The sequence below is a fragment of the Nocardioides perillae genome (assembly GCF_013409425.1).
Classification (GTDB): domain Bacteria; phylum Actinomycetota; class Actinomycetes; order Propionibacteriales; family Nocardioidaceae; genus Nocardioides; species Nocardioides perillae.
Genome location: NZ_JACCAC010000001.1, coordinates 3,569,508 through 3,595,630, shown reverse-complemented (window position 1 = coordinate 3,595,630; position 26,123 = coordinate 3,569,508). Strand labels below are relative to the sequence as shown.

Annotated in this window: 28 protein-coding genes; 9 read left to right on the top strand and 19 right to left on the bottom strand. The window is 74.4% G+C overall.

Annotated elements, in window-relative coordinates:
• Window positions 1-67 precede the first annotated feature (67 nt).
• The 4 genes from BJ989_RS16980 (at window position 68) to BJ989_RS16965 (ending at window position 4,051) form a co-directional block, all read left to right on the top strand.
• The gene (locus BJ989_RS16980; RefSeq protein ID WP_179519209.1) at window positions 68-1,336 is read left to right on the top strand and encodes a methyltransferase; all 1,269 of its coding nucleotides are present in this window, start codon (window positions 68-70) and stop codon (window positions 1,334-1,336) included.
• A gap of 29 nt (window positions 1,337-1,365) precedes the next feature.
• Window positions 1,366-2,364: a WD40 repeat domain-containing protein gene (locus BJ989_RS16975; protein ID WP_179519208.1), complete on the top strand. Its 999-nt coding sequence runs from the start codon at window positions 1,366-1,368 to the stop codon at window positions 2,362-2,364.
• A gap of 160 nt (window positions 2,365-2,524) precedes the next feature.
• Window positions 2,525-3,529, top strand: a complete 1,005-nt coding sequence (locus BJ989_RS16970; protein ID WP_179519207.1) for a DNA topoisomerase IB — start codon at window positions 2,525-2,527, stop codon at window positions 3,527-3,529.
• 18 nt (window positions 3,530-3,547) lie between these two features.
• Complete coding sequence (locus tag BJ989_RS16965; RefSeq protein WP_343049475.1) at window positions 3,548-4,051, top strand: macro domain-containing protein; 504 nt, start codon at window positions 3,548-3,550, stop codon at window positions 4,049-4,051.
• Between the two features lie 18 nt (window positions 4,052-4,069).
• On the opposite strand, the gene serC is transcribed toward BJ989_RS16965, so the two are convergent.
• Window positions 4,070-5,191, bottom strand: a complete 1,122-nt coding sequence (gene serC / locus BJ989_RS16960) for a phosphoserine transaminase (protein WP_179519206.1) — start codon at window positions 5,189-5,191, stop codon at window positions 4,070-4,072.
• A gap of 185 nt (window positions 5,192-5,376) precedes the next feature.
• On the opposite strand from serC, the gene BJ989_RS16955 reads away from it, so the two are divergent.
• On the top strand, window positions 5,377-5,835 hold the full coding sequence (locus tag BJ989_RS16955) for a GNAT family N-acetyltransferase (protein ID WP_179519205.1): 459 nt from the start codon (window positions 5,377-5,379) through the stop codon (window positions 5,833-5,835).
• A gap of 86 nt (window positions 5,836-5,921) precedes the next feature.
• On the opposite strand, the gene BJ989_RS16950 is transcribed toward BJ989_RS16955, so the two are convergent.
• From BJ989_RS16950 to BJ989_RS16940, 3 genes are all read right to left on the bottom strand, one after another.
• Window positions 5,922-6,956, bottom strand: coding sequence for a TerC family protein (locus BJ989_RS16950; protein WP_343049474.1), 1,035 nt, complete (start codon window positions 6,954-6,956; stop codon window positions 5,922-5,924).
• Between the two features lie 147 nt (window positions 6,957-7,103).
• On the bottom strand, window positions 7,104-7,946 hold the full coding sequence (locus BJ989_RS16945; RefSeq protein ID WP_179519204.1) for an alpha/beta fold hydrolase: 843 nt from the start codon (window positions 7,944-7,946) through the stop codon (window positions 7,104-7,106).
• A gap of 50 nt (window positions 7,947-7,996) precedes the next feature.
• On the bottom strand, window positions 7,997-9,106 hold the full coding sequence (locus tag BJ989_RS16940; RefSeq protein ID WP_179519203.1) for a citrate synthase 2: 1,110 nt from the start codon (window positions 9,104-9,106) through the stop codon (window positions 7,997-7,999).
• Window positions 9,107-9,232: 126 nt separating this feature from the next.
• Here BJ989_RS16940 and pdxH point away from each other — a divergent pair, with 126 nt between their 5' ends.
• The 4 genes from pdxH (at window position 9,233) to BJ989_RS16920 (ending at window position 13,059) form a co-directional block, all read left to right on the top strand.
• Complete coding sequence (pdxH, locus tag BJ989_RS16935; protein ID WP_343049473.1) at window positions 9,233-9,931, top strand: pyridoxamine 5'-phosphate oxidase; 699 nt, start codon at window positions 9,233-9,235, stop codon at window positions 9,929-9,931.
• A gap of 273 nt (window positions 9,932-10,204) precedes the next feature.
• Window positions 10,205-11,794, top strand: a complete 1,590-nt coding sequence (locus BJ989_RS16930; RefSeq protein WP_179519202.1) for a GAF domain-containing protein — start codon at window positions 10,205-10,207, stop codon at window positions 11,792-11,794.
• A 69-nt stretch (window positions 11,795-11,863) separates the two neighbouring features.
• Window positions 11,864-12,445: a redoxin domain-containing protein gene (locus BJ989_RS18460; RefSeq protein WP_179519201.1), complete on the top strand. Its 582-nt coding sequence runs from the start codon at window positions 11,864-11,866 to the stop codon at window positions 12,443-12,445.
• Window positions 12,442-13,059, top strand: a complete 618-nt coding sequence (locus BJ989_RS16920; protein WP_179519200.1) for an SCO family protein — start codon at window positions 12,442-12,444, stop codon at window positions 13,057-13,059. The genes BJ989_RS18460 and BJ989_RS16920 overlap by 4 nt, the downstream gene beginning before the upstream one ends.
• Before the next feature lie 64 nt (window positions 13,060-13,123).
• Here BJ989_RS16920 and BJ989_RS16915 read toward each other — a convergent pair whose 3' ends face one another.
• The 15 genes from BJ989_RS16915 to BJ989_RS18940 form a co-directional block, all read right to left on the bottom strand.
• Window positions 13,124-13,432, bottom strand: a complete 309-nt coding sequence (locus tag BJ989_RS16915) for a hypothetical protein (RefSeq protein WP_179519199.1) — start codon at window positions 13,430-13,432, stop codon at window positions 13,124-13,126.
• Window positions 13,429-15,486 carry a flagellar biosynthesis protein FlhA gene (gene flhA, locus BJ989_RS16910; protein WP_179519198.1) on the bottom strand — a complete coding sequence of 686 codons (2,058 nt, stop codon included), beginning with the start codon at window positions 15,484-15,486 and terminating at the stop codon, window positions 13,429-13,431. The genes BJ989_RS16915 and flhA overlap by 4 nt, the downstream gene beginning before the upstream one ends.
• A gap of 78 nt (window positions 15,487-15,564) precedes the next feature.
• On the bottom strand, window positions 15,565-16,737 hold the full coding sequence (locus BJ989_RS16905; RefSeq protein ID WP_179519197.1) for an EscU/YscU/HrcU family type III secretion system export apparatus switch protein: 1,173 nt from the start codon (window positions 16,735-16,737) through the stop codon (window positions 15,565-15,567).
• A gap of 10 nt (window positions 16,738-16,747) precedes the next feature.
• Window positions 16,748-17,524, bottom strand: a complete 777-nt coding sequence (locus BJ989_RS16900; RefSeq protein WP_179519196.1) for a flagellar biosynthetic protein FliR — start codon at window positions 17,522-17,524, stop codon at window positions 16,748-16,750.
• 20 nt (window positions 17,525-17,544) lie between these two features.
• Window positions 17,545-17,814 carry a flagellar biosynthetic protein FliQ gene (locus BJ989_RS16895; protein ID WP_179519195.1) on the bottom strand — a complete coding sequence of 90 codons (270 nt, stop codon included), beginning with the start codon at window positions 17,812-17,814 and terminating at the stop codon, window positions 17,545-17,547.
• Window positions 17,815-17,844: 30 nt separating this feature from the next.
• The gene (gene fliP / locus BJ989_RS16890) at window positions 17,845-18,732 is read right to left on the bottom strand and encodes a flagellar type III secretion system pore protein FliP (protein WP_343049472.1); all 888 of its coding nucleotides are present in this window, start codon (window positions 18,730-18,732) and stop codon (window positions 17,845-17,847) included.
• A complete protein-coding gene (locus BJ989_RS16885) occupies window positions 18,729-19,925 on the bottom strand; it encodes a flagellar biosynthetic protein FliO (RefSeq protein WP_179519194.1) in 1,197 nt (398 codons plus the stop codon). Before BJ989_RS16885 ends, fliP begins: the two co-directional genes overlap by 4 nt.
• Before the next feature lie 3 nt (window positions 19,926-19,928).
• On the bottom strand, window positions 19,929-20,963 hold the full coding sequence (fliN, locus tag BJ989_RS16880) for a flagellar motor switch protein FliN (RefSeq protein WP_218848858.1): 1,035 nt from the start codon (window positions 20,961-20,963) through the stop codon (window positions 19,929-19,931).
• Entirely contained in the window at window positions 20,960-21,895 is a 936-nt protein-coding gene (locus BJ989_RS16875; RefSeq protein ID WP_179519736.1) for a flagellar motor switch protein FliM, read from the bottom strand. The genes fliN and BJ989_RS16875 overlap by 4 nt, the downstream gene beginning before the upstream one ends.
• 155 nt (window positions 21,896-22,050) lie before the next feature.
• Complete coding sequence (locus tag BJ989_RS16870) at window positions 22,051-22,497, bottom strand: flagellar basal body-associated FliL family protein (protein WP_218848857.1); 447 nt, start codon at window positions 22,495-22,497, stop codon at window positions 22,051-22,053.
• Window positions 22,497-23,516: a flagellar motor protein MotB gene (locus tag BJ989_RS16865; RefSeq protein ID WP_179519193.1), complete on the bottom strand. Its 1,020-nt coding sequence runs from the start codon at window positions 23,514-23,516 to the stop codon at window positions 22,497-22,499. Before BJ989_RS16865 ends, BJ989_RS16870 begins: the two co-directional genes overlap by 1 nt.
• 1 nt (window position 23,517) lies before the next feature.
• Window positions 23,518-24,285, bottom strand: coding sequence for a flagellar motor protein (locus BJ989_RS16860; RefSeq protein ID WP_179519192.1), 768 nt, complete (start codon window positions 24,283-24,285; stop codon window positions 23,518-23,520).
• A complete protein-coding gene (locus BJ989_RS16855) occupies window positions 24,285-24,581 on the bottom strand; it encodes a flagellar FlbD family protein (protein WP_179519191.1) in 297 nt (98 codons plus the stop codon). The genes BJ989_RS16860 and BJ989_RS16855 overlap by 1 nt, the downstream gene beginning before the upstream one ends.
• A gap of 153 nt (window positions 24,582-24,734) precedes the next feature.
• Window positions 24,735-25,589, bottom strand: a complete 855-nt coding sequence (locus BJ989_RS16850) for a flagellar hook-basal body complex protein (protein ID WP_179519190.1) — start codon at window positions 25,587-25,589, stop codon at window positions 24,735-24,737.
• A 23-nt stretch (window positions 25,590-25,612) separates the two neighbouring features.
• Complete coding sequence (locus BJ989_RS18940) at window positions 25,613-26,119, bottom strand: flagellar hook capping FlgD N-terminal domain-containing protein (protein WP_218848856.1); 507 nt, start codon at window positions 26,117-26,119, stop codon at window positions 25,613-25,615.
• Window positions 26,120-26,123 lie beyond the last annotated feature (4 nt).

The following is a 26,123-nucleotide window of genomic DNA, read 5'->3' as shown; positions in this document are numbered from 1 at the left end:
GTCATCCCGCTGGCGCTGGCCGGGCTCATCGCCGTCGTCGTCGTCTCCGCGCTGCTCTGAGGGCGCCGTGGCCTCGACGACCGAGCCCCTGCTGCGCGTGCTCTCCCGGGTCCGTGCGGCGCTGCTCGACGACGCCACCCTCGTCCGCGCGGTCGCGTCGGGCCGCCAGAAGGGCGCGAGCCCGCGGTGGCGCCGCGTCGAGCTGCGGTGGGTCGACCTGAAGGGCGGGCGCCACCTCCAGGTGACGGCGTACGACGCGACGCAGGCGCACACCACCAACCACCTCGGCGGCGCCCCCCACCCCGACGCGACCGCCGCCCGCGACGCCGTCGACGACCTGCTCGACCAGCCCTTCGGCAACTGGCACGTCGAGACGACGACGCAGACCCACCAGGTGCGGGTGACCAAGAAGGGCGACGCGGTGCTGCACACCCAGGACCGCGCCCAGCCCGTCGCCGCCGACCGCGCGCACGACCGCGACAAGGGGCGGCTGCTCCCCGAGGACGACCCGGTGCTCGTCGCCCTGGGCATCTCGGACGCCTCCGGGCGGGCGAAGCCGAGCCGGCAGGCGAAGTACCGCCAGGTCGAGGAGTTCCTGCGGCTGCTCGACGCCTCGGTCACCGACGCGCTCGCCAAGGGGCACCTGCGCACGCCCACCGAGGACGACCCGCTGCGCATCGTCGACCTCGGCTGCGGCAACGCCTACCTGACCTTCGCCGCGCAGCGCTTCCTCACCCACGTGCGCGGCCTGCCGGTGCGGCTGACCGGTGTCGACGTGAAGCAGCAGGCCCGCGACCACGGCACCGCCCTCGCGGCCCGGCTCGCCGAGGAGACCGGGCTGCCGGCCGGCGAGTTCGTGGTCGGCTCGATCGCCGGGGTCGAGCTCGACGCGGCGCCCGAGGTGGTGCTGGCGCTGCACGCCTGCGACACCGCGACCGACGAGGCGCTGGCGCGCGCCGTCGGCTGGGGCGCACCGCTCGTCCTGGCCGCCCCCTGCTGCCACCACGACGTGGCCGCGCAGCTGCGGCGCGCGCCCACCCCCGCGCCGTACGCCGCCCTCACCCGCCACGGCATCCTCCGCGAGCGCTTCGCCGACACCCTCACCGACGCGCTGCGCGCCTCGCTGCTGCGGCTGCAGGGCTACCGGGTCGACGTCGTGGAGTTCGTCGAGAGCGAGCACACGCCGCGCAACACCCTGCTGCGCGCGGTGCGCACCGGTCCGCCGGTGAAGGGCGGCGGCGTCCGCAACGAGTACGACGAGCTCGTCGGCGCGTGGGGCCTCACGCCCGCGCTCGCGGTGCTGCTCGAGGGGTCGCCCGGCTCGAGCGGGCCGTGAGCGGGTGGCGAGCGGGTGGTGAGCACGTCGTGAACAGGTCGGAGGCGTTCGCGTCCGTGGCGCTCGCCGTGCCCTTCCTCGCGGGGTCCACAGCCGCGCCGGCGGGACCGGGGGGCGAGGAGCTCTTCCGGTTCACCGACGCCGAGGTCGTCGAGTCCTCCGGGCTCGTCGTCGACGGTCCGCTGCTGGGCGGCGGGCTGGTGCTGACGGTCAACGACTCCGGTGACGAGGCGCGGGTGTTCGCGGTCGACCCGGCGACCGGCGACACCGTGGGCACGACCACCTTCGAGCCGACCGACGGCTCCGACGTCGACGACGTCGAGGCGCTCGCACCCGCGGGGCCCGGCCGCGTCTGGGTCGCCGACATCGGCGACAACGCCCGCTCCCGCGACGAGGTGCGGCTCTACGAGGTGCCCGTCGGCCGCGGCGAGCGCAGCGTCGAGGCGGAGCCGCTGACCGTGTCCTACCCCGACGGCGCGCACGACGCGGAGTCGCTGGTGCGCCACCCCCGCACCGGCCGGCTGGCGATCGTGACGAAGGACGTGCTCGGCGGCACGGTGCACGCACTGCCCCGCGGGGCCGGCCCCGGCGACGAGGTGGTCACCGAGCCCCTCGGTGGCGTCCTGGGGCTCGCGACCGACGCCGCCCTCTGGCCCGACGGCCGGCACCTGCTCGTGCGGGGCTACGGCGGTGCTCGCGGCTACACCTGGCCGGGCCTCGAGCCGGTCGGCGACCTGCCGCTGCCGCGGCAGCGGCAGGGCGAGGGGCTCGCGGTCAGCGGCGACGGTCGGGTGCTGGTCAGCAGCGAGGGGCTGCGGCAGCCGGTGCTGGCGGTGGCCGTCCCCCCGCCGCTCCGCGCCGTGCTGGAGGGCCGCCGCGCTGCCGACCCGGGTGCGCCCGAGCCGCCACCCGCAGCCCGGCCCGAGGGCGCCGAGCCGGGGCCGTGGTCGTGGGCCGGCGGTGCCCTGGTCGTCGCGGTCGTCGGCCTGGCGGGCTGGGCGCTGGTGCGCCGCCCGCGCGGCGCCTGAACGGCGTACTCACCGGGCTTGTGGCCCAGGTCCTGCACTTGTGGCCCGAGTTCTCGGGCCCCCAGTGCAGGAGTCACCGGTCAGCCGGGGACTCCGACGGGCGGGCACCGGCGGCGGCCGCTCCCGCCCGGGTGAGGGCGCAGGTCGGTACGTTCTGCGCATGGTGCGGCTGAGGCGGACGTCGCCCGACCAGCCGGGGTGGACCCGGCGGCGGGCGGGGTCGGGCTTCGCCTACCTCGACCAGCACGGCCAGCGCCTGGCGCCCCAGGACCGCGCGCGGGTCGAGGCGCTGGTCATCCCGCCGGCCTGGCGCGACGTGTGGATCACGCCGCACCGCAACGGCCACCTGCAGGCGGTCGGCACCGACGACGCCGGGCGCCGGCAGTACCTCTACCACCCCGAGTGGCGCACCCGTCGCGACGCGGAGAAGTTCGCGCGGATGGAGGAGTTCGGTGCCGCGCTGGCCCGCGCCCGCGAGCTGGTGGTCACCGACCTCGGGCGCGAGGGCATGCCGCTGGAGCGGGCCTGCGCGGCGGCGGTGCGGCTGCTCGACCTCGGCTACTTCCGCATCGGCAACGACGTGTACGCCGACACGCACGGCAGCTTCGGGCTCACCACGCTCGAGCGGCGCCACGTCCGGCGCCGGCAGGACCAGCTGGTCTTCGCCTTCGTCGGCAAGTCGGGCGTCGAGCACCGCATCGAGATCGACGACCGCGTGGTCGTCGAGGCGATCGAGGTGATGCGGCGCCGACGCGGGCAGGACGCCCGGCTGCTGTCCTACAAGCACGGCCGGTCCTGGCGCTCGCTGCTGCCCGACCTGGTCAACGACTACGTGCGCGAGTCGACCGGGCTGCAGGCCACCGCCAAGGACTTCCGCACGTGGCACGCCACGGTGCTCGCTGCCGCAGCGCTGGCCGAGACGCCCGAGCACGGCGAGACCAAGGCGTCCCGCAAGCGCGCGGTGTCGGGGGCGATGAAGGAGGTGTCGCAGTTCCTGGGCAACACCCCCACGCTGGCGCGCAGCTCCTACGTCGACCCGAGGGTCGTCGAGGCCTACGAGCGGGGCGACACCATCGCCGCCGCGACCGGCAAGGACTACGACAACCCCGACGAGCGGCAGGCGGCGCTGGAGCGCGCGACGCTGCGCCTGCTGGCGCGGGACTGAGGCGGCTGAGGGGGCAGCGTGGACGTGACGGTGGTGGAGGGCGACCTGACCGCCCAGGAGGTCGACGCGGTGGTCAACGCCGCGAACCGGCGGATGCGCGGCGGGGGAGGGGTGGACGGGGCGGTCCACGCCGCGGGCGGTCCCGAGGTGCTCGACGACTGCCGGCGCCGCTTCCCCGACGGCCTCGCCACGGGCGACGCCGGCTGGACCACGGCGGGGCGGATGCCCGCGCGCTGGGTGGTGCACGTGGTCGGGCCGGACCGGCACGCGGGCGAGACCGACCGCACCCTGCTGACGTCCTGCTACCGCCGCGCGCTCGAGGTGTGCGAGGAGCTCGGCGCCCGCACGGTCGCCTTCCCGCTGGTCTCGGCGGGGGTCTACGGCTGGTCGCGCGAGGAGTCGGTCGACGCCGCGCTCGAGGTGTTCGCCGAGGGCGGGTGGGACCTCGACGAGGCCCGGATCGTCGCCTACGGCCGTGACGCCGCCCAGGTCGTGCGCTCCCGCGTGGGGCGCACGACCTGAGCGGACGACGTCAGCGGGTCAGAGCCGCTCGACGACGTGGTCGACGCAGCGCGTGAGCGCCTCGACGTCGGCGGGGTCGACCGCGGGGTACATCGCGATGCGCAGCTGGTTGCGACCCAGCTTGCGGTAGGGCTCGGTGTCGACGACGCCGTTGGCCCGCAGCACCTTCGCGACGGCCGCGGCGTCGACGGAGTCGTCGAAGTCGATCGTGCCGATCACCAGCGAGCGGTGCGCCGGGTCCACGACGTACGGCGTGGCGACGTCGGAGGCCTCCGCCCACCCGTAGAGCGCGTCGGAGCTCTGCGTCGTGCGCGCGACCATGCCGGTCAGCCCGCCGTTGGCGTTCATCCAGTCGAGCTGCTCGGCCATGAGGAAGAGCGTGGCCACCGACGGGGTGTTGTAGGTCTGGTCCTTGCGGGAGTTGTCGATCGCGGTCGGCAGGTCGAAGAAGTCGGGGATCCACCGGCCGCTCGCCTTGACCTCCTCGACGCGGGCGAGCGCGGCGGGCGACATGATCGCGATCCACAGGCCGCCGTCGGAGGCGAAGCACTTCTGCGGCGCGAAGTAGTAGGCGTCGACCTGCGAGAGGTCGACGGGCAGACCACCGGCACCGGAGGTGGCGTCGACCAGCACGATCGCGTCGTCGTCGGCGCCCTCGGGGCGCAGCACCGGCGCCATCACGGCGGTCGAGGTCTCGTTGTGGGCCCAGGCGTAGGTGTCGACCCCCGCCTCGGCGACCGGCGACGGCCGCGAGCCCGGGTCGCTGCTGATGACCGAGGAGTCGGAGAGGAACGGCGCGGCCTGCGTGCACTTGGCGAACTTCGAGGAGAACTCGCCGAAGGCCAGGTGCTGGGCCTTGTCGCGCACGAGGCCGAAGGTGGCGATGTCCCAGAAGGCGGTCGCGCCGCCGTTGCCGAGCACGACCTCGTAGCCCTCGGGCAGGTCGAAGAGCGCGGCGAGCCCCTCGCGCACCCGGCCCACGGTCTTCTTGACCGGCGCCTGGCGGTGGGAGGTGCCGAGCAGCGACTGCCCGGTCGCGGCGAGTGCGTCGAGGTGCGAGGTCTGGATCTTCGAGGGCCCGGCGCCGAAGCGGCCGTCGGCGGGCAGGAGGTCGGCGGGGATCTGGATCGCGTCGGTCACGGAGTGTGCCTTCCGGTGTCAGGGTGGTGCTGCCGGTGCTGCGGTGACGACGCTGTCAGCCGGGTCCTAGTCTGTCACCCCCCGCCGCCGCGGCGCAGCCCACCTCGACAGACCGGATCCGGAGACCGACCCTGAGCACGCAGCCCGCCTCCCCGCCGGACGCCGGAGCGCTCGCGCTCCTGCGCGTGCCCTTCGACCACCCCGACGCTCAGCTGCTGGTCGCCGAGGTGCAGCAGGAGTACGTGCGCCGCTACGGCGGGCCCGACGAGACGCCGCTCGACGCGGCGTACTTCGAGCCCCCGGCCGGCAGCTTCTTCGTCGGCTACCTCGGCGCCGAGCCGGTCGCGACCGGGGCGTGGCGGCGTCGCGACGACGTCGAGGCGCTCGGGTCGCGCACCACCGCCGAGGTCAAGCGCATGTACGTCCGCCCCGCCGCCCGTGGCCGGGGCCTGGCCCGGCGCGTGCTGGCCCACCTGGAGGCCACGGCGCGCGCGGCCGGGGCCGAGGTGATGGTGCTCGAGACGGGCACGATGCAGCCCGAGGCGCTGGCGCTCTACGCCTCCTCGGGCTACGTCGCCGTGCCCGCCTTCGGGCACTACGCCGACGCGCCGCTGTCGCGGCACCTCGGCCGTCGCCTCACCTGAGCCCGGGCTCCCTCTCCTGGGCCGTGCGTCGTGCGGTCCGCACGCAGCTGCGGGCGGGCCGCACGACGCGGCGCGGCCGGACGGCCTCAGTCGCGGTGGCCGACCTCGTCGTAGTCGACGTAGGCCTCGGCGTCGCTCGTGCCGGGCTCGGGCCGCTCGATGTCGGCGACCTTGCCGCGCGTCGCGACGAGGCTCGCGACGACCGTCACGGTCAGGATGCCCAGCACGACCAGCAGCGAGGCGACGGTCGGGATCTCCGGGACGTCGGGGGACACGGTGTGGCCCCAGTGCAGGGCCAGCTTGACGCCGATGAAGGCCAGGATCGCCGCCAGGCCGTAGCCGAGGTAGATCAGCTTGGACAGCGCCGCCTCGAGCACGAAGTAGAGCGCGCGCAGGCCGAGCAGGGCGAAGGCGTTGGTCGCGAAGACGAGGTAGGGGTCACCGGTGATGCCGTAGACCGCCGGCACGGAGTCGACCGCGAAGACGATGTCGGTGATGAAGACCGCGAGGACGACCAGGAAGAGCGGCGTGATGGCGCGCTTGCCGTCGACCTTCGAGAACAGCTTGGGGCCCTCGTAGTCGGGGGTGACCGGGAAGATGCGGCGGGCCAGCTGGACCGAGCGCATCGAGTCGACGTCGACCTCCTGGTCGTGGCCCGACAGGGTGTCGCGGAGGATCTTGACGGCGGTCGCGACCAGGATCAGGCCGAAGACGAGGAAGACCCAGTCGAAGGCCGACAGCGCCGCGGCGCCCAGGGCGATGAAGATGCCGCGCAGCACCAGCGCGCCGACGATGCCGTAGAGCAGCACGCGCTGCTGCAGCTCCTTGGGCACCACGAAGGCGGTGAGCAGGAGCATGAAGACGAAGAGGTTGTCGACGCTCAGCGACTTCTCGACGAGGTAGCCGGTGAGGTACTCGACGCCGCGGTCGGTGCCGTACTCGTTCCAGATCCAGGCGCCGAAGGCGAGCGGGAGCGCGATGTAGAAGGCGGACCAGCCGGTGGCCTCCCTGATCGAGACCTCGTGGGGCTTGCGGGTCAGCAGGAAGTCCATCACCAGCAGTGCGATGACCGCACCGATCGTGACGGCCCACAGCGTGGGGGTGCCGATGGTGTCGAGCACAGGTGTCTCCTCGGACAGGGGGAAGCGTCCGAGGTCTCCCTCACCCGCCGGAGCGGGCGAGCGACCGGGGCGGACGTGGGACCGCCGTGGTGACCGGACGCTGCTTGGTGAGGTACTCCCCTCGACGGCCGAGTGTACTAGCCGTCTTCAAGGGCTCGGGCCGACGGCCACCCGCGAGACCCACGCCGCCACGACCGGCACCACCACGGCGGGCGTCCGCACCCACCGCAGGTGGTCGGTGCTCAGCCCGCTGCCGGGCGCGGGCGACACGTGGTGGCGCTCCACGTCGGCTGCCGCCCACCAGCGCAGCAGCCCGTCGGTGCTGCGCGGCGGTGTCAGGTCGTCGCCGTCGAGCGTCACTGCGAGCACCGGCAGGCGCAGCCCCCGCAGCGCGGCGGTGTGATCGCGCACCCGCCCGTCCAGCCCGGCGAAGCGCAGGCGCCCCGTGCGGGCCAGTCGCGCCCAGTCGCGGGTCTGGGTCGGGGCCTCCCGCCCGGCGAAGCCGAAGCGGTGGCCAGGGAAGTGCCCCAGGACCCGGGCCAGCAGGGCGGCTCCCTGCGTGAGCGCGAGGAGCCGCACCGCGCCCCAGCCCGCGGCGTCGTCGGGACGGCGGCGCCAGTCGCGCCAGTACGGCGAGCCGCTCGCGACCAGGGCCAGCCCGGCGGCCGCGTCGGGTCGCTGGGCGAGCAGCGCGCTCGCCACCTGCCCGCCCAGGCTGTGCCCGAGCAGCACGAGGGGCCCGCCCACCTCGTCGGTGAGCAGCCGGGCGGCGGCGTCGAGGTCGGCGACCAGGTCGGCGTACCCGTGGTCGTGCCGGCGCCCCGGCGGCGGTGCGCCCTCCTCGTGGCCGCGGGTCTCGGTGGCGGCCGCGTGGACCCCCGCCGCGGCGAGCGCCTCCAGGAGCGGGCGGTACCACCGCGCGCCGAGTCCCATCGCCGGCACGATGAGCACGACCGCCGCGTCGGGGTCGGCCGCCCGGTGCAGCGTCACCGCCCACGACGAGCCGTCGGGGCGGTGCAGCCGGTGGGCCTCCGGCGGGCTCAGCCCTCGCCCCAGGCGTCCTGCCAGCCCTCCACCTCGGAGGCGGGGCGCGACGGCGGGCCGGCGTAGACCGCCGACGGGCGGATCAGGCGGCCGGTGCGCTTCTGCTCGAGGATGTGCGCCGACCAGCCGCCGGTGCGCGCGCAGGTGAACATCGAGGTGAACATCGGCGCGGGCACCTCGGCGAAGTCGAGGACGATCGCGGCCCAGAACTCCACGTTGGTCTCGAGCACCCGGTCGGGGCGGCGCTCGCGCAGCTCGGCCAGCGCGGCCTTCTCGAGTGCCTCGGCCACCTCGTAGCGCGGCGCGTCGAGCTCGCGCGCCGTGCGGCGCAGCACGCGGGCGCGGGGGTCCTCGGCGCGGTAGACGCGGTGGCCGAAGCCCATGAGGCGCTCGCCGCTGTCGAGCAGCTCCTTGACGTAGGAGGCGGCGTCGCCGTCGCGACGCTCCACCTCCTCGATCATGCCGAGCACCCGGGAGGGGGCGCCGCCGTGCAGCGGGCCGCTCATGGCGCCGATCGCGCCGGAGAAGGCGGCGGCCACGTCGGCGCCGGTCGAGGTGATGACGCGGGCGGTGAAGGTGGAGGCGTTCATGCCGTGCTCGGCCGCGGACGACCAGTAGGCGTCGATCGCCTTCACGTGCTTGGGGTCGGCCTCGCCCTTCCAGCGGATGAGGAACTTCTCGGCCAGGGTGGCGCCGGCGTCGACCTCGCTCTGCGGCACGACCGGCTGGTGCAGGCCGCGGGCGGACTGCGCGGCGTAGGACAGCACCATCACCGCGACCCGGGAGAGGTCGGCGCGAGCCTGCTCGTCGGAGATGTCGTAGGTCTGGCGGAAGCCGAAGGCGGGGGCGAGCATCGCGATCGCGGCCTGCACGTCGACGCGCACGTCACCGGTGTGCACCGGGATGTTGTAGGCCTCGGCCGGCGGCAGGCCCGGGGTGTAGGCGCCGTCGATCAGCAGGCCCCAGACGTTCTCGAACGGGACCCGGCCGACGATGTCCTCGATGTCGACGCCGCGGTAGCGCAGCGCGGAGCCCTCCTTGTCGGGCTCGGCGATCTGGGTCTCGAAGGCGACGACGCCCTCCAGTCCGTGGTGCACCTCGGTCATGCGTCGACTCCTTCGTCGGTCCAGGGGTGGACGGCCGGCGCAGTCGCGGCCCGGTGGGCGCGGCCCGGCGCGGGCCCCCGGGCATTCTGCACCCCGCTCCCCGGGGGCGCGACCTACCCTCCCGGTGTGGCTCCCGACCCGACGCCCGACCCGACGCCCAGCCCGACGCCCGACTCGGCGCCCGACCTGACGCGGCAGCTGGCGAACCTGCGCGAGGACTACGCCCGTGGCGGTCTCGACGAGGCCGACCTCGACGGAGACCCGCTCGTCACCTTCGCGCGGTGGTTCGACGACGCCCGCGCCGCGGGGCTCCACGAGCCCAACGCCGTCGTGGTCGCCACCGCCGACGCCGCGGGGCGGCCCTCGGTGCGCACCGTGCTCCTCAAGGGGGTCGACGAGCGCGGCTTCCGCTTCTTCACCAACCTGGGCTCGCGCAAGGGCAGCGACCTCGCCGCCAACCCGGCGTGCTCCCTGCTCTTCCCGTGGCACCCCCTCGAGCGGCAGGTGCGCGTCGAGGGCACCGCCTCGCCGCTGCCGCGCGACGAGGTCGCGGCCTACTTCGCCTCCCGCCCCCGCAGCTCCCAGCTCGGGGCGTGGGCCTCGGAGCAGTCGCAGCCGGTCGCCGACCGCGCCGCGCTCGAGGCGGCGTACGACGAGGTGGCGGCCCGCTTCCCCGGCGAGGTGCCGGTGCCCGAGCACTGGGGCGGCTTCCGCGTGCGCCCCGACGTCGTGGAGTTCTGGCAGGGGCGCACGGGCCGGCTGCACGACCGGCTGGTCCACCGCCGCGTCGACGGCCGGTGGGAGGTCGTGCGACTGCAGCCGTGAGCGCGGCGGAAACCCGTTGAGCCCCCCGGGTCGCCGACGTAGGCTCGTCGCACACGAGGAAGGAGGTGGTCCGAGAACATGGTTTCACTCAGGACGCGTGAGGTGGCTGCGCGCTAGCAGCCGGCTGATAGCCGACAGGGCTGCTGGCGAATCCACCGCAGCCACCCGACCCGCAGACGAACCGGTCGCACGTCCGCCGGTGCGGTCCCCCCTCTGGGGTGACCACGTCTGCGGGTCGTCTGCGTTCGGCGCCCCCGCGCCTACGATGGGCCGGTGAGTGCCCCGCCACGTCCGCAGCCGTCGGCTCCCGACGCCGCGGGGGCGCTGCTCGACGCCGTCGTCGCCATCACCTCCGACCTCGAGGTCCACCGGGTGCTGCAGCGCCTCGTCGACAGCGCGTGCACGCTCGTCGGCGCCCGCTACGGCTTCCTGGGCGTCATGACCGAGGAGGGCCGCTTCGGCGACTTCGTGACCCACGGGCTGAGCGCGTGGGAGGCCTCCCCCATCGCCTCGCTGCCGCAGGGCCTCGGGATCCTCGGGCTGATCACCGAGGACCCCCGCCCGCTCCGCCTCACCGACATCGGCGGCCACGAGCGTGCCCACGGCTTCCCAGTAGGCCACCCCGCGATGCGCAGCTTCCTCGGCGTGCCGGTCAAGATCCGCGGCGAGGTCTTCGGCAACCTCTACCTCACCGAGAAGCACGACGGCGGCTTCACCGAGGACGACGAGACGCTCGTGGCCGCGCTCGCCCACGCCGCCGGCTACGTGCTCGACAACGCCCGCGCCTACGAGCGCAGCGAGCGTCGCCAGGTCTGGCTGGAGGCGGCGGCCCGGGCCACCGACCTGCTGCAGCCCCGACCGGGGATGGTCGACGTGCTGCCCGACGTCGTGCGCGTGGCCCGCGACGCGGCGGGTGCCGACCTCGGCACCTTCGTGCGACCCCTCGCGGAGGGCCACGAGCTCGTCGGCGACCGTCGCGACGGGGTCGACGCCGAGGCGCTCCTGCGCGAGCTGCGCGTCGAGGTCGAGCGTGCCGAGCAGCAGGGTGCGCCGGTCTCGACCCGCGACTCCGGTGGGCAGCCCGTGCTGCTGCTGCCGGTGCCGGCGCGGTTGACCCGGGCCGGCCTGCTGCTGCTCGCGTGGCCGGCCGACCGACGCCCGCCCGACGACGAGGAGGTCGAGCGGGTGCGCGGCTTCGTCGACCACGTCTCGCTGGCGATGGACCGCGCCCAGGCGCTCGCGGAGCGCCAGGAGCTGATGCTGGTCGCCGACCGCGAGCGGATCGCGCGCGACCTGCACGACGTGGTCATCCAGCGGCTCTTCGCCACCGGCCTGCAGCTGCAGGGCGTGCGGCGCAGCGCGGTCGTGCCGGAGGTGCGCGACCGGCTCTCCGACGCGGTCGCCGACCTCGACACCACCATCCGCGACATCCGCTCGACGATCTTCGAGCTGGGGCACCGGCGCGCGACCTCCTTCCGCGAGGAGGTGCGGGGGCTGGTGCGGGAGTACGTCCCCACGCTCGGCTTCTCCCCGCTCGTGCGCACCGCGGGGCCGGTCGACACGGCCGTCGACGGCGGCGCCGACGCCGGGGTCGGCGACCACCTGCTGGCCACGCTGCGCGAGGCGCTGAGCAACGTCGCGCGGCACGCCCGCGCCGAGGCGTGCGTCGTCGAGGTCGTCCTCGAGGCCGACCGGCTGACGCTGTCGGTCACCGACAACGGGGTCGGCATGCCCGTCGAGCGCCAGGAGAGCGGCCTGCGCAACGCACGCCGCCGCGCCGCCGACCTCGGCGGCGACCTTCAGCTGCTGCCGGAGGAGCCCCACGGCACGCGGCTCGAGTGGAGCGTCCCGCTCGGCTCGTGACCGCAGCGCCGGCGTGACGTGCGCCGCACGGCCTCCGGTCAGCGGCGGGTGCGACGTACCGTCGACGTGGTGAACCCCTCGCGCCACCCCCTGACGTCGACGACCCGGCCGGTGGGCCGGCGCCTCGTGCTCGGCGCCGTCGCCGGCGGCCTCGGGCTCCTCGCCGCGGGGTGCGCCGGGTCCGGCGAGGCCGGGTCGCGGCGCGGCTCCACCGCCGCCGAGGCCGGGTGGGTCGACCTCGACGGCCGTGAGGTGCGGCTCGGCGACGTGACGGCGGTGACCGGACCCGCCCAGGTCGACCTCGCCGGCCCGCTCCTGGTCAACGTGTGGGCCACCTGGTGCGCGCCGTGCCGTCGCGAGCTGCCGCTGCTGCAGCGGGTGGGACGGCGCACCGGCCTGCCCGTCGTCGGCCTGGCGCGCGAGCGCGACCCCGGCCCGGTCGCGGCGATGCTGGAGGAGACGGGCGTGACCTACCCCAACTACGTCGACCCCACCGGCCAGCTGCTGGTCGACCTCGACGGCCAGGTGCCGCCGCGGGCGCTGCCGATGACCGTCGCGCTCGTCGACGGCCGGGCCGTGCGCGCGCACCTCGGCGAGATCACCGACGAGGCCGCCTTCGCGGCGACCGCGCTCGAGGCGGTGTCGGCGTGAGGGCCGCGCGGGCAGGGCGCGGCCGCGGCCGGGCCGCAGCCGTGGTCGCGACCGCGCTGCTGGGCCTGGCCGCCGCGTGCTCCGGGAGTGAGCCCGCCGCCCTGACCGGCACGGTGGTCGACCCGCCCTTCGCGGTCGAGTCGGCACGGCTGACGACGGTGGCCGGCGAGACCGTCGACTTCGGCGAGGAGCAGGACAACCGGCTGAGCCTGCTCTTCTTCGGCTACACCTCGTGCCCCGACGTCTGCTCGGCGGTGATGGCGACCGTCGCCTCCGCGCTGACCCGGCTCGAGCCGGAGGTGCGCGAGGAGGTCGAGGTCTACTTCGTCACCACCGACCCCGAGACCGACACCGCGCCGGTGCTCACCGACTACCTCGCCCGCTTCGACCCCGACTTCACCGGGGTGCGCGCCGACCTGGCGCAGACCGCCAGCCTCGGCCGGTCGGTCGGCATCTTCGTCGACGAGGGCAGCGAGGGCGTCGCCGCCGACCCCGACCTGCACGGCACCTACGTCGTCGGCGTCGACCAAGCGGGCGACGCGCCGATCGTGTGGCGCAGCGACACCTCCGCCTCCGAGCTGGCGACCGACATCACGACGCTCGTCGACGGCTGAGCCGACGCGGGGCTCCTCTCGGGTCGGGCTCAGGCGGCGGGCGCAGGGGGCTGAGGCGGCGGGCTCAGGCGGCGGGGTCGCTCGCGCCGCTGCCGGGCGGCACGTCGTACGCCGGTGGGGCGGCGTCGGCGGACGCCGCGCGCTCGGCGGCCGCCGCGGCGTCGCGCGCCTGCACCGCACGGGCGACCTCGTCGCGCGAGGGCAGGACCAGCTCGACCATGACCGAGAACAGCACCCAGCACGCGCCGACGGCGACCAGGTAGCGGGTAAGGGCGGTGTCGGTGGGCATCGTGCCGCCGACGAACCCGCCGTAGAGCGCGGGGGAGGCGACCACCGCGGCGGCCAGGAGCACGGTGCCGTTGAGGGGGCTCACGCGGTCACCGCCATGGTGGGCTCGGCGGTCACGGTGCCGACGGCGCGCACCTGCTGAGCTCCGCTGAGCTCGGTGTAGGCGAGCACCGGCAGCTTCTCGAGCGCCGGTCGCACCAGGCGGCGCACCGCGGCGCGGATCTGCGGGGCGCAGACGAGCACGGGGCGGACGTCGAGGTTCTCGGCGTCGGTCACGAGCCGCGCGAGCTGGGTCAGCACGTGCTGGCCGGTGACCGGGTCGAGCGCGATCACCGCGCCCTGGTCGCCCAGGCGCATGGACTCGAGCATGCGCTGCTCGAGGTGCGGCTCGAGGCTGATGACGTGGACGGTCGCACCGCCCTCGCCGGGCACCACGTAGGGCGCGGCGATGGCGGGACCGAGCGCCGCGCGGGCGCTCTCGACGAGCGCGTCGACGTCCTTCGTGGCCTGCGCGCGCAACGAGAGCGCCTCGAAGATGCGCACCAGGTCGCGCACCGACACCTGCTCGTCGAGCAGCGCCTGCAGCACCCGCTGCACCTCGCCCAGGCTGAGCTGGGCGGGGGTGAGCTCCTCGATGACGACCGGGTGCGTGCGCTTGACGACCTCGGTGAGCAGCTTGACGTCCTCGCGGCCGAGCAGGCGGGCGGCGTGGGTGGTGACGACCTCGGCGAGGTGGGTCGTGACGACCGACGAGCGGTCGACGACGGTCGCGCCGGCCAGCTCGGCCTGGTTGCGCATCTCGGCGGGGATCCACTTCGCGTCGAGCCCGAAGACGGGCTCGCGGGTGGGTTCGCCGGGCAGCGCGGAGAGGTAGTCGCCGATCGCGAGCACCGTGCCGGAGGGGGCCTCGCCGCGCGCGACCTCGATGCCGAAGAGCTTGATCGCGTAGGTGCGCAGCGGCAGGTCGAGGTTGTCGCGGGTGCGCACCGGCGGCACCACGATGCCGATGTCGGTGGCGACCTTGCGGCGCAGCGCCTTGACCCGCTCGAGCAGGTCGCCGCCGGTGGCGGTGTCGACGAGGTCGATGATGTCGGCGGAGAGCTCGAGGCCGAGCGGGTCGATCTGGATCTCCGAGGCGAGCATCTCGGGGGAGTCGGCGACCGCGACCGGCTCGAGCTCCGCGCCCGTGTCGGCCGGTTCCTCCGGTTCGCCCACCCGGGCGGAGGCGAGCAGCATGATCCCGCCGGCGACGATGAACGGCAGCTTGGGCAGCCCGGGGATGAGGCAGAGCGCGAGGGCGGCGAAGCCGGCGACCCGCAGCGGCACCTTGTTGGCCGTGAGCTGCCGCAGGATGTCGGAGCCCATGTCCTCGTCACCGGTGTTGCGGGTGACGATGAGGCCGGTCGCGACCGAGAGCAGCAGGGCCGGGATCTGCGAGACCAGGCCGTCGCCGACGGTCAGCAGGCTGTAGGTCTGCACGGCCTCGCCGAAGGGCATGCCCAGCTGCGCGACGCCGACGGCGAAGCCGCCCACCAGGTTGACCAGGGTGATGATGATCGCCGCGATGGCGTCGCCCTTGACGAACTTCGAGGCACCGTCCATCGCGCCGTAGAAGTCGGCCTCCTGGTGCACCTCGGCGCGTCGGCGCCGGGCCTCGTCCTCGTCGATGAGCCCGGAGTTGAGGTCGGCGTCGATGGCCATCTGCTTGCCGGGCATGGCGTCGAGGGTGAAGCGGGCGCCGACCTCGGCGACGCGGCCGGCGCCGTTGGTGATGACGACGAACTGGATGACCAGCAGGATCGAGAAGACGATGAGGCCGACGATCAGCGAGCCGCCGACGACGAAGTGGCCGAAGGTGTCGATGACCTTGCCGGCGTAGCCGTCGAGCAGCACCAGCCGGGTCGCGCTGACGTTGAGCGCGAGGCGGAAGAGCGTCATGACGAGGATGACGGCGGGGAAGGCGGCGAAGTCGAGCGGGCGCCGCACGAACATCGCGACGAGCAGGACCAGCAGCGCACCGGTGATGTTGAGCGCGATCAGCAGGTCGAGGACGACCGCGGGCAGCGGCACGACGAGCATCACGACGATCATCACGATGCCGACGGGGACACCGAGCTGGGTCAGGCGCTTCAGGGGCAACGGACGGGTCGCTCTCTCACGAGGGGTGCGCGCCGTCCGTGGCGCCGCGTGCGGGCTCCGTCCTGGAGCCCGACGGCCCTATCGGCCGGGTGCCAGCGCTGCTGAGGGAACCGCGTCCGCTGGTGCAGACCGGCGCCGCCGACCGCCCGTCGGGAGCTCCGGCAGCGCGCCCTCGGGTCGCGGCGAGCGGTGCTCGCCGCCGGTGCGGCCCGCCGTGCGGCGGCTGATGACGAAGGCCAGCACCTGCGCCACGGCCGCGAACAGCTCCGCGGGGATCTCGTGGCCGACGTCGCAGGCGCCGTAGAGGGCGCGGGCCAGCGGCACGTCGCGGACGAGCGGCACGTCGTGCTCGGCGGCGCGCTCGCGGATCTTCGCGGCGACCGCGCCGGCGCCCCGGGCGACGACGCGCGGCGCGCCCTGGGCCGCGTCGTAGCGCAGTGCGATGGCCACGTGCGTGGGGTTGACGAGGACGACGTCGGCGTCGGCGACCGCGGCCATCATGCGCGAGCGCGACATCGCCATCTGGCGGCTGCGGATCGCGCCCTTGAGCAGCGGGTCGCCCTCGGCCTGCTTGTGCTCCTGCTTGACCTCGGAGTGCGACATCCGGGTCTGCTTGCCGACCTTGCGGCGTTGGAAGGCGTAGTCGGCGGCAGCCATCACGACCCCGGCGACGGCGACGTTGCGGATGAGGCCGAGCGCCTCGTCGGCCACCGCGGTGAGGACGGCCGGGATCGGCACCAGGCCGCCGACCATCGGCACCATCGCCTTGACCGCGCCGTAGGCCAGGAAGCCGACGACCGCGCTCTTGAGCAGCACCTTGGCGCCCTCCCACAGCGCCTGCGTGCCGAAGATGCGCTTGGCGCCCGAGATCGGGTTGAGCTTCTTGGCGCTCGGCTTGACCGCCTTGGTCGCGAGGTAGAAGCCGCCCTGGGCCACGGTGCCGGCCACGCCGACCACCATGACGCCGCAGCCCAGGAGCACCAGCGCCACGAGCACGTGGCGGGCGCCGTCGCCGAGCAGCTGCAGGGCGACGGCGATCGAGGCGTCCTCGATCGCGGTGACGCTGGCGGCCATGAGGGTGCGCAGCGCCTCGAGCTCGCGGCCGACCAGCGGCGGCAGCGCCAGCCCGACGGCCAGCATCGAGAGCCACCCGCCCAGCTCCTGGGTGCGGGGGACCTGCCCCTCCTTGCGCGACTCCTTCTTCTTCTTCGGAGTCGGCTTCTCTGTCTTCTCCTCACTGCTGTCGGCCACCGCACCTCCCTCAGCCGGCGCCGGCGCCCGCGCCGGCGATCGTGGCCATGGCCTCGAGGGCGAGGTCGACCAGCCGGTCGAGCGCCTCGGGCAGCACGGGGAAGGACAGGCCCAGCAGCACGAGCGTGAGCCCGATCTTGGCCGGGAACATCACGTTGATCGCCTGCATCTGCGGGGCGACCTTGGTCAGCAGCGCGAGGCCGACGTCGGCGATGAACAGCACCGCGATCAACGGCAGCGCGATCTGCACGGCCGTCACGAAGAACATCGAGAACGCCGTGGTGAGCAGGCCCGGGCCGTCGACGTCGGGGGTCTCGCCGATCGGCAGGAAGTGGAAGGTCTTCAGCAGCCCGCCGATGACCAGCAGGTGCCCGCCGCTGGCGAAGAGGAGCATCGTGGCGAGCAGCTGGTGGAACTTGCCGAAGACCGTGTTCATGTTCATCGACAGCGGGTCGAAGATCTGCGCCACCGCGAAGCCGCCGAAGACGTCGACCAGGCTGCCTGCCGCGCCGATCGCCGCGAAGAGCAGCATGGTCACGAAGCCCATGCCGAGGCCGACCGCCGCCTGCGTGAGCGCGGTCGCGGCCAGCTCGAAGGTGCCGGTCGGCATCGTCGAGCGCGCCAGCGACGGCGCGACCGCGAAGGCGAGGCCCAGCGACAGCACGACCTTCGCCATCGCCGGCACCGACCGCGTCGAGAACGGCGGCACGATCGCCAGCCACGCCACGATGCGCACCGAGGCGAGGAGGAAGGCGAGCAGCGGCTCGCCGGCGACGGTCAGGGTCACGGGTCCGGGTCTGGTCTGGGTCAGCCCAGCATCGACGGCAGGGCGTCGAAGAGGTCGTGGGTGAAGGCCATCAGCGTGTGCAGCATCCAGTTGCCGCTGACGAGCAGCGCGATGCCGACGCCGACGAGCTTGGGCACGAAGGCGAGGGTGAACTCCTGGATCTGCGTCATCGACTGGAAGAGGGAGACCGCGAAGCCGATGACCAGCGAGGTCACCAGGATCGGGGCGGAGAGCTTGGCGGCCACGAGCATCGTCTTGAGCGCGATCTCGATGACGGCGGTGTCGGTCACAGGGGTCCTCCGGTGGCGGGCGCGCGGCGCCTAGCCGTAGCTCGCGACGAGGGAACGGATGATCAGCGCCCAGCCGTCGACCATGACGAACAGCAGGAGCTTGAAGGGCAGCGACACCATCACCGGCGGCATCATCATCATGCCCAGCGCCATCAGCGCCCCGCTCACGACGATGTCGATGACGAGGAAGGGGATGAAGATGATGAAGCCGATGACGAAGGCCTGCTTGAGCTCGCTCAGCACGAAGGCCGGGATGAGCGTGGCGGTCGGCACGTCGGCGCGGTCCTCGGGCAGCTCGCGCCCGGCGACGTTGGTGAGGAGCGTCAGCTCCTCGCTGTCGGTCTGGTCGAGCATGAACTCGCGCAGCGGCTCGAGGCCGTCCTCGAAGGCGACGCTGGTGGTCTTGTCGCCGTCGAGGTAGGGCTGCAGCCCGACCTCGTTGATCTCCGAGAGCACCGGGCCCATGATGAAGAGGCTGAGGAAGAGCGCGAGCCCGGCCAGCACCTGGTTGTTCGGCGTCTGCTGCAGGCCCAGCGCGTTGCGGGTGAGGCCCAGCACGATGAGGATCTTCGTGAAGCTGGTGCAGGTCAGCAGGATCGCGGGCAGCAGCGAGAGCAGCGTCAGGCCGATGATGACCGTGACCGACGTGCTCGGCGTGCCGGACAGGCCGGTCAGGTCGATCGAGACCGTGTCGCCGGGGTCGACCCCCGGGCCGGTGGGGCCTGCGGGGCCGTCGACGCCCGGCTCGTCCTGGCCGTCCTGCGGGGTGCCGGCGGGGCCGTCGGTCTGGCCGTCGGTCTGGCCGGGCGTCGGCTCCGGCAGCGTCGGCTGCGCCTGGGCGGGGGCCGCGACGAGGGCGAGGAGCACCCCGAGGACCACCGCCGCGAGGGTCGCGGCAGCGCGGCGGACGAGGGTCACGAGGCCCGCCGGACGGCGGCGATCGCCTGGCGCCAGGTCTGCGGTGAGAGCACCGAGCCGGCGAGCGGGCCGCTCGGCTGCGCCGCCACCTCGCGCGGGGCGCGGGTGCGGCGGGGGGCGCGGGCGGGCTCGGCGGCGGGGGCAGCTGCGGGGGCAGGTGCCGGGGTGGCGGCCGGCTGTGCCGTGGGGGTCGCAGCGGGGGTCGCGGCCAGGGTCTGCGGCATCGTCGCGGTGGCCGGGTCGATGCCGACGCTCGCGAGGAAGTCGTCGAGGGAGACCGCGGGGCGGGCGACGGCGGCGCGCACGGGTGCGGACACGGCGTACGGCGGGGGTGCGGGGGTGGCGGCCACCGCGGGGGTGGCCGGCGGCGCGGCCGGCACCGGGGCGTCCTGCGGGGTCGTCGCGGTGTCGGGGTGGGGGACGGGTGCGGTGACCCGGGTCGCGATGCGGCGGCCACCGCCGGCGTGGGCGGCGGCGGGGGCACCGAGGCGGTGACCAACGGAGGTGAGGACGGGCGCCGAGTCGACCGGCACGGCGGCGCAGCGTCGCCCGCGGACGGGCTCTGAGGCGACGGGAGCCGGAGCGGGCGCGGGGACGACCACGAGCGGGGCGGCGGCCGGGGCGGCGGCGACCGCGGCGGCGTCGGCCGCCAGCGCAGCGGAGCCGGCGAGGCCCGCGAGGCCGGCGAGGTGCGCGGGCACCAGGGAGGGCAGGCCGGCGGGGAGCTCGAGCACCTCCTGGTCGGCGGGCTCCTCCGTCGCGGCGTCCTCGTCGAGAGCGGCCAGCTCGGCGAGCACGCGCAGCTCCTCGGGGCTGAGCAGGTCGGGCTCGACCTCCTCCTCGACGACCTCGTCCTCGAGGGCAGGCTCGTCCCCCTCGGCGCCGTCGACGCCGTCGGTGGTGTGGGCGGTGTCGTCGGGGGTCGCGGCCGGCACGGTCGCGCCCTCGACCTCCGACGGGTCGAGCTCGGCGAGCACGTTGACCTGCTGCTCGGTGGTGCCGAGCACGAGCACGCGGCCGCCGACCTCGACGACCGTCAGGGCCGAGCCGCGCGTCAACGCCTGCCGGTGCACGACGCGCACCGGCGTGCCGGCGCCGCCGCGGAACTTGCGGCCACCCAGGCGCGCGAGCAGCAGCATGAGGCCGACGACGACGGCCAGCGACACGACGAGGCGGACGGTGAGCTCGACCACGGGTCAGCCGCCGACGCTGTCGTCGAGGATCTCGGTGATCCGCAAGCCGAAGTCCTCGTCGACCACGACGACCTCGCCGCGGGCGATCAGGCGACCGTTGACCAGGAGGTCGGCGGGCGAGCCCGCGGCCCGGTCGAGCTCGAGCACGGCACCCGGGGCGAGCGCGAGCAGGTCGCGCACGGTCATCCGGGTCCGGCCGAGCTCGACGGTGACCTCCATGTCGACGCCGTGCAGCATCTCGATGCCGCGGCGCGGCACCAGGCCGCCGCCGGAGCCCGGCGCGTGGTGCACGGCCTGGACGGGGGCGTTGCCGGCGTAGCCGCCGACACCGGCCATCGCGGGCTGAGGCGCGACGGGCTGGGCGGCGGGCTGGGCGACGGGCGGGGCGTACGCCGCGGCAGGCGCGACCGGCTGCCCGGCCGTCACCGGGGCGGCGGCGTCGACCACGGGCTGGCCCGCCGCGACCTGGGCGGCGGTGGCGTCGACCACGGGCCGACCCGCGGCGACCTCGGCGCCGGTGGCGTCGACCACGGGGACCCCCGCGGCGACCACCGGCACGTCGGCCGCAGGCGCGCCCGGCAGCAGGGTGTCGGTGACCAGGAGCGCGGCGGCGATGCCGGAGCCGACCAGCGGCACGGCGGTGAAGGGGGCGCCGAGGTCGGCGAGGACGAGGCTGAGGTCGACCTGCTGGGCGGCGGTCGCGCTGCCGCCGAGCGCCGCCGCGGCAGCGTCCAGGGCGGGCTGCGTCGCGGCGGCGAGGTCGAGGCCGCCGAGCGGGCTGGAGGCCAGCGCCTCGACCAGGTCGGCGCCCACGAGCACGGCGACCCGCCCGGCCCCGCCGGACAGGGTGCCCTCGACGGTGGCGATGGCCGCGCCGGCGAAGGCGGCGGTGACGTGCTCGGTGCCGGGCTGCGCGCCGACGGCGGCGAGCGGCTCGGCGGCCGGGAGCACCGCCGCGGCGGCGGTGGCCGCCTCGGTCGCCAGGGCGAGGGCGGGGTCGAGGCCCGGCCCTGCGGTCGGGTCGGTGGCGTCGCTCATGCGGTCTCCTCGGGTTCGCCCACGATGAGGGCGGCCAGGCGGGGGCCCCGCGCGCCGGCGGACGCGTGGGCGAAGGTGGTGCCGTCGACGACGACGTCGAGCGGGGCGGAGGCGGGGTGGCCCAGGCGGACCACGCCGCCCGGGACGAGGGCGGCGAGCACCTCGGGCGCGACCGGCGTCGGCCGCAGCCGCACCGTCACGTCCACCGGGACGGTGGTGAACCGCTCGCGGAGCAGGGCGGCGGCCCGGTCGCGCTGGGCCCGCTCCCGCTCGGAGACCGGCGCCGGCGCGGCCGCCGCGGTCAGGTGGGGGTGCAGGCCGCTGAAGGGCAGGCACACGGTGAGCCGGTGGGCGCGCTGGCCGATGCGCAGCTCGAGCGAGACGACGACCATGACGTCGGCCGCGCCGGCCGCCTGCGCGAACTGCGGGCTGTACTCCGTGCCCACGATCTCGGGCTCGATCGGCACCAGGCCGGCGAGGGAGTAGCGCATCTCGGAGAAGAGGCGGGCGATCACGCCGCTGATGACGCCGGTCTCGATCTCGGTCAGCGGCCGCAGCGGCTGGGTGTCGGAGCCGGGGCCGCCGAGCATGTGGTCGACGCACGACATGACCGCGGGCAGCGGCACCTCCAGCACCCCGCGGCCCGGCATCGGGTCGACGGTGCACAGGGTCATGTACGTCGTGGCGTCGAGCGAGTCGACGTACTCGCTGTAGGTCAGCTGGTCGATGCTGGCCATCGACACCGAGCAGACGGTGCGCAGCGCCGAGGTGAAGACCTGCGTGGCCTGCCGCGCGAAGCCGTCGAAGGACAGCTGCAGGATGCGCGAGTGCTCGCGCGAGAGCTGGATGGGTCGGCGGAAGTCGTAGCCGACCGGCGCGCCGGTGCGACGGGACGCGTCGGCGCGTGCAGGCACGGCCGCCGGGGTCGCCATCGTCGTCACGAGGGCACGTATCGGCCCCCGGTGGGGGCACCTGAGCGGGAACGCCGGCGGTCGGCGGAGTCGGGACGGAGGTCCCGGCGCGCCGGCCGATCGGTCAGGGGGCCAGGTGTGTGGGAGAGGTGCCGGGGAGCGGGCGCTCCCCGGGCTCACTGTGCGACGTACTCGGTCAGGTACACGTCCATCACGTCGCCGTGGTAGAGGTGGTCGACCTCCTTCTTCAGCTCCTCCTTGAGGTGCTCGCGCTCCTTGGGGGCCATGACCTCCTCGAGCTTCTTGCCGCTGTAGACGTGGATGACCGCGTCCAGCGCCTTGCTGCCCTCGACGTCGTGGGCCACGGTCGTCGTCGCCTGCAGCGCGATGCCGATGCGCAGGAAGTGGCCGCCGGCCAGGTTGACCTGGATCGGCTCGAGGGCGGTGACCTCTCCGGGCTCCGGCGGCGGCGGGGGACCGGAGGGCTTGAGGAAGAACCAGTAGCCCGCGCCGCCGAGCACGGCCAGCAGCACGACGACGATGACCAGCTTCTTCTTGCCGCCCTTCTTCTCCTCCGGCGCGGCGTCGCCGGCGGGGGCGCCGGGCATGGCGGTGATGGTCATCAGTGGGCTCCTTCGGCGTGCTCGGCCGCGTCGGCGGTCTCGGTGGTCTCGGTGGTCTCGGTGTCGGTGGTCTGGGCGGCCCGCTCCGCGGCCTCCTCGGTGCCCGGCGCGGGGCGGGTCGCGGCGCGGGTGACCCGGTCGCGCACCACGTCGTCGAGCAGGGCGCGGACCTCGGGGGGCACGTCGGAGAGCACGACGATGTCGACGCGCTTGTTGACGGCCTGTGAGCCGGGCTCGCGGGGGTCGACGAGGGGCTTCTCCGCGCCGTAGGCCGAGGCGCGCAGTCGCGCGGGCGGCAGGTCCCACTGCTCGGTGAGGTGGCGCAGCACGGTGACGGCGCGGGCGGCGGAGAGCTCCCAGTCGGTGGGGTAGTACTTCGGCTTCACCTTGACCTGGTTGGTGTGGCCGTCGACCTGGAGCGGGTCGGGCAGGTCGCGCAGCACCGGGGCGAGGGTGTCGACGACCTCGCGGCCGCGCGGGCTGAGGCTCGCCAGGTTGGGCTCGAACACCACGTGCTTGCTCACGAGGCTGAGCACGAGGCCGCGCTCGTCGATCGTGGCCTGCACGTCGTCGCCCAGGCCGTGCTCGCGCAAGGCCTTGCCCACGCGCTCCGCGACCTCCTCGAGCCGGCCCGCCTCGGCGGCCGCCTCGGCGTACTGCCGTTGGGCGGCCTGCGCGGCGGCGGTGTTGACGGCCTCGTCGACCAGCTGCGACTCCCGCGGGCTCATGCCGGTGGTGGTCGACGGGGTGAAGGACTCGATGCCGGCGCTGCCCGGCTGGTCGAGGATCGACTCCGACCCGACGAGCACCGAGGTGCTGTCGCCGAAGCCGGCGGCGAGGCCCGACTTGAGCTCGTTGAACTTCTTCTGGTCCACCGAGCTCATCGCGAACATCACGATGAAGAGCACCATGAGCAGCGTGACCATGTCGGCGTAGGTCACGAGCCACCGCTCGTGGTTCTCGTGCTCCTCCTCGTCGTGCTTCTTGGGGCGGCGACCGCCCCCGCCGTGCCCGGACACGTCAGGCCGCTTCCTCGGCGACGGAGCCCGCGGGGAGCAGCGACTTGAGCTTGGCGGCGATCACGCGCGGGTTGGAGCCGGCCTGGATGGCGGCGACGCCCTCGATCGTCACCTCCATCTGGTTGACCTCGAGCTCGCTGAGCCGCTTCAGGCGGTTGCCGAGCGGCAGGAAGATGACGTTGGCCGAGGCGACGCCCCACAGGGTGGCGAGGAAGGCGGCGGCGATGAGGTGGCCGAGCTCCTCGGGCTGGGCGAGGTTCTCCAGCACGTGCACCAGGCCCATGACGGTGCCGATGATGCCGACGGTCGGGGCGTAGGCGCCGGCGTCGCTGAAGAACTTCGCGGCCTGCTTGTCGGCCGACTTCTTCGCCTGCACCTCGGCCTCGAGGATGTCGCGGACCTCCTCGGGGTCGGTGCCGTCGATCGCGAGGGTGACGCCCTTGACCAGGAAGGGGTCGTCGACGTTCTTGAGCGAGTCCTCCAGGGCCAGCAGGCCCTCGCGGCGGGCCTTGTCGGCCAGGGTCACAACGTTGTCGACGATCGCGTCGCCCTTGGGCACGCCCCCGGTGAAGGCCTTCTTCGCCCCGGCCATGGCGGCCTTCATGTCCGCGACCGTGCCGCCGGCCATGGTGATGAAGAAGGTGGTGCCGAAGACCAGCAGCATCGGCGGCAGCAGGATCATGTTGGCCGGGTTGCCGCCCTCGAGGACGTTCGCCGTGATGATGACGACGAAGCCCAGGACGATCCCGATCGCGGGTGCCGGGTCCATCACGCCTCCCCGCGGCAGGAGCGGGCGTCGGCCGGCCGCAGCGCGGCGACGCTGGCCAGGCGGGGCGGCGCCGGCTCGTCGTCGGCGGTGACGCCGACGGGCACGTAGGCGCTGCGGGCGACGATCTCGCCGCGGTGCCGGCGGATCAGCTCGACGACGTCCTCGAGGCCCTCGGCCACGACGTACTTCTTGCCGTCGACCAGCGAGATGACCGTGTCGGGGGTGGCGTCGATGCGCTCGATCAGGTCGGAGTTCAGCGCGAACACCGAGCCCGAGAGGCGCGTGAGCGTGATCATGCAGCACCGTCCTTGTGCGTCGTATCGGGCCGTCCGTGGCCCTGACAGGGTGTCCTTCGGCCTGGCGACCGCGGACTTGAGGTCTTCTGGGGGTTCCGCACCGGGCACGGGCCCGCCGCCACGGTGGCGGCGACGGGCCCGGCGCGGGCGGGGTCAGCGCTTGATGTTGACGAGCTCCTCGAGCACGGAGTCCGAGGTGGTGATGACGCGCGAGCTCGCCTGGAAGCCGCGCTGCGCGAGGATCAGGTTGGTGAACTCGGCGGCGAGGTCCACGTTGCTCATCTCGAGCGCACCGGCGATGAGGGTGCCGCGGCGACCCTCGCCGGCCACGCCGAGCTGCACGGCGCCGGAGTTGGCGGAGGCGCGGAAGGAGGTCTCGCCGACCTTCTCCAGGCCGTTGGGGTTGTTGAAGTCGGCCAGGGCCAGCTTCGCCATGTCGCGCTGGATGCCGTCGGAGAAGATGCCCCGCAGGGTGCCGTCGGAGCCGACGTTGTACGACGTGAGCTGGACGCCGTCCTCGACCGGCGGCTCGAGCGCCGAGGTGTCGAGGGTGATGTCGATGAGGTCGCCGCTCACGGCGCCGTCGGCGTCGAGTGCGTAGCCCTGCACGCGGCTGCCGCTGGGGGTCACCAGGGCACCGGTCTCGTCGAAGGTGAAGGCGCCGGCGCGGGTGTAGAGCTGCTCCTGGCCCTTGCGGACCACGAAGAGGCCGTCGCCCTGGATCATCAGGTCGGTCGCGCGGCCGGTGGTCTGGGCGGAGCCCTGACCGAGGTTGGTCGCGATGGCGCCGACCTGCACACCGAGGCCGACCTGCACCGGGTTGGTGCCGCCGCGGGCGTCGTTGGCGGCCGAGGGCGCGGTGAGCATCTGGCTCAGCGTGTCCTGGAAGACGGTGCTGGAGGCCTTGAAGCCGGTCGTGTTGGCGTTGGCGATGTTGTTGCCGGTCACGTCGAGCATGGTCTGGTTGACGCGGAGGCCGGAGATGCCGGCGAAGAGCGAACGGAGCACGGGAGTTCCTCTCGGAGGACGGCTCAGGCCGTCGGGGACGTGGTGGACGAGCTGGACGAGGGTGCGGTGCCGGAGGTGCCGGAGGTGCCGGAGGGCGGAGTGGTCGATCCCGCGGTGACGGACTGGACGCTCGCGAGCGCCACGCTCGTCCCGCCGACGTCGAGGGTCGGGCCCTCGGCGCCGAAGGTCACCCCGGCCACGGTGCCGGCGACGGTGCTGCCGTCGGCGGCCGTGTAGGTGACGTCACGACCCACCAGGCCGCTCGCGCCGAAGGCCACCTGGGCCGACAGCAGCTGCGCGGTCTGGTCGGCGACGTCCTGCATCTTCTCCAGCGCCGTGAACTGGGCGGACTGCGCCAGGAACTGGCTGGAGTCCGTCGGGTTCATCGGGTCCTGGTAGCGCATCTGCGCGACCAGGAGCTGCAGGAACATCTCCTTGTCGGCCTGGTTGGCCGGCTCGGTCCCCGTCGGTCCGGTGGCTCCGTAGAGCCCACCGGTCCTCGTGACCGCCTCGGTTGCCGGGATCGACACCACT